3 protein-coding genes are annotated in these 2488 nt (G+C 74.1%); 2 read left to right on the top strand and 1 reads right to left on the bottom strand.

The window, feature by feature from the left end; translation table 11 throughout:
* Window positions 1-770: IclR family transcriptional regulator (locus GKQ77_RS31490; RefSeq protein ID WP_219692527.1), on the bottom strand; the 770-nt coding region annotated here is incomplete at its 3' end.
* 152 nt (window positions 771-922) lie between these two features.
* Here GKQ77_RS31490 and GKQ77_RS31485 point away from each other — a divergent pair.
* Both GKQ77_RS31485 and GKQ77_RS31480 read left to right on the top strand, forming a co-directional pair.
* A complete protein-coding gene (locus GKQ77_RS31485; protein ID WP_219692526.1) occupies window positions 923-2140 on the top strand; it encodes a 4-hydroxybenzoate 3-monooxygenase in 1218 nt (405 codons plus the stop codon).
* Window positions 2141-2154: 14 nt separating this feature from the next.
* On the top strand, window positions 2155-2488 hold a 334-nt coding region (locus GKQ77_RS31480; protein WP_308117841.1), incomplete at its 3' end, for an MFS transporter.

Genomic DNA, 2488 nt, shown 5'->3' with positions numbered 1-2488 from the left:
CCCCCCAGCCGCGCCGCCTCCGCCCGCAGGCGCGGCAGCACCGCCTCCGCCAGGCCCTCCGCCGTGTGTCTGCTGGTGTGGCTCACCGCCGACAGGGCGTACCGGACCCGGCCGGCACTGTCACGTACCGGTACCGCCACCGCGACAAGCCCCGGCTCGATCAGCTGGTCGTCCAGGGCCCAGCCGGTCTCCCTGGCGCGGGCCACGCGCGCGGCGAGATCGGGGACGGCCGAGGGCGCCGGGCCCGGGGGCAGCGCGGGGAAGGCCTCCCGCGCGGGGCCCGCCGCCACGCGCGCGTGCCAGGCCGCCCACTCCTCCTCGCCCCACGCGTCGGCGAAGAGCGCGCCGGGGGCGCAGCGCTCGGGCGGCAGCAGGTCCCCGATGCGGAAGGCCACCGACATCGCGCGGCGCCGCGCCGCCTGCGTCACGAAGCGCACCCCGTCACCGTCGGGCACCGCGAGCGACACCGACTCGTCCAGCTCGTCCGCGAGCCGGGCCGTGCGCGCGGCGACCTCACCGGTCAGACCGCTCGCCGCGAGGTAGGCGTTGCCCAGCTCCATGAGGCGAGGGGTGAGGTGCAACTGCTGCCCACGCGCGCGTACGTATCCGATCCTGGCCAGCGTCGCCACGACCCGGTCCACCGTGGAACGGGCGAGGCCCGTGGCGCGTACGAGGTCTCCGGCGCGCAACTGTCCCTGCTCCTCCGCCACGGCGAGCGCCCGCAGGACGGCCAGGCCGCGCTCCAGGGGGCGTACGGACTCTTCCGGCATGGCGGCGCGCTCCTCATGTCTGACGGAATCGGGTGCCGCACAACCGTTGACACCGCACGGGCGCGGCCCGAGACTCCCGTGCAGCGCATTATGAACGAAAGTTCACCAGGCGAACAAGCGGGCTCGAACAGTCGGCAAGTGAGGGGCGAGGGATGCGGACCACCGTCGGGATCATCGGAGCCGGGCCGGCCGGCCTGCTCCTCGCCCGCCTGCTGCACCAGGCCGGTATCGCCTCCGTCGTCCTGGAGAGCCGCGACCGCGCCTACGTGGAGCGCCGCCAGCGGGCCGGGATCCTGGAGCAGGGCACCGTCGACGTGCTGCGCGCGGCGGGCGCCGGGGCCCGCATGGACCGCGAGGGCCTTCCGCACGACGGCATCGAGCTGCGCTTCGCCCGCCGCAGGCACCGCGTGGACTTCCCGGCGCTGACCGGCGGCAGGTCCGTCACCGTCTACGCCCAGACCGAGGTCTGCAAGGACCTCATCGCCCTCCAGCTCGCCGAGGGCGGCCCGCTGCTCTTCGAGGCCGAGGCGCTGGCCGTGGAGGGCGCCGGGACCGAGAGCCCCCGCGTCCGCTTCCGCCACGAGGGGCGCGAGGGGCGCGAGAACGTTCTGGAGTGCGATTACGTAGTGGGCTGCGACGGCTTCTGGGGCGTGGCCCGCACGGCGGTGCCCCGGGAAGTCTCCCGCGTCTTCGAGCGCGGCTACCCCTACGCCTGGCTCGGCATCCTCGCCGACGTGCCGCCCTCCCACGACGAGCTGGTCTACGCCCGCCACGACCGGGGCTTCGCCCTCCTGTCGATGAGGTCGCCGAGCGTCACGCGCGCGTACCTCCAGGTCCCCGACGGCACCGACGCCGACGACTGGGCCGACGACGAGATCTGGGACGAGCTGGACCGGCGCCTGGAGACCGACGACCCGCAGTGGACGCTGCGGCGCGGACCCGTCACCGCCAAGTCCGTCACCCCCATGCGCAGCTACGTCCACGAGCCCATGCGCCACGGCCGGCTCTTCCTCGCCGGGGACGCCGCGCACATCGTCCCGCCCACCGGCGCGAAGGGCCTCAACCTCGCGGTCGGCGACGTCGTCACGCTCGCCCGCGCCCTGATCCTGCTCCGCGACAAGGGCGACCCGGGCGCCCTCGACGCGTACTCCGACACCTGCCTGCGCCGCGTCTGGCAGGCCGAGCGCTTCTCGTACGCGATGACGACCCTGCTGCACCGGGCCCCCGACGCCACCTCCTTCGACGACCGCATCCAGCTCGCCGGACTCGACCGGCTCACCACCGCACGCTCCGCCGAGACCGACCTGGCCGAGGCCTACACCGGATTCCCCCTGGACGAGCAGGACAGGCCCCAGCAGGACAGGCCCTAGAAGGAAGAGCCCCCGTGAACCCACCCGAGCGGACCTTCAGATCCGTCGCCCCCGTCCTCGCCCTGTGCTGGCTCGTCGTCTTCTTCGACGGGATGGACGTCAACATCTACGGCGCCGTCATGCCGCACCTCCTCGACGACGAGGGCTTCGGCTTCAGCACCTCCACCGCCGGGACCATCGGCTCGTGGACCACCTTCGGCATGCTGATCGGCGCCCTCGGCTGCGGCACCCTCACCGACTGGGCGGGCCGCAAGCCGATGGTGACCGGCAGCGTCGTCCTCTTCTCGCTGGGCTCCGCGCTGTGCGCGCTCGCGCCGACCGCCGCGTTCTTCGGCGCCGGGCGGTTCG

It is taken from the genome of Streptomyces anatolicus (assembly GCF_019400875.1).
Lineage (GTDB): Bacteria > Actinomycetota > Actinomycetes > Streptomycetales > Streptomycetaceae > Streptomyces > Streptomyces anatolicus.
The sequence above is the reverse complement of the archived record's forward strand: the minus strand, read 5'-3'. Positions and strand labels throughout refer to the sequence as shown.

Coding starts and splice junctions, on each gene's coding strand:
- GKQ77_RS31485 (WP_219692526.1), top strand. CDS start 923: ATGCGGACCACCGTCGGGATCATCGGAGCCGGGCCGGCCGGCCTGCTC.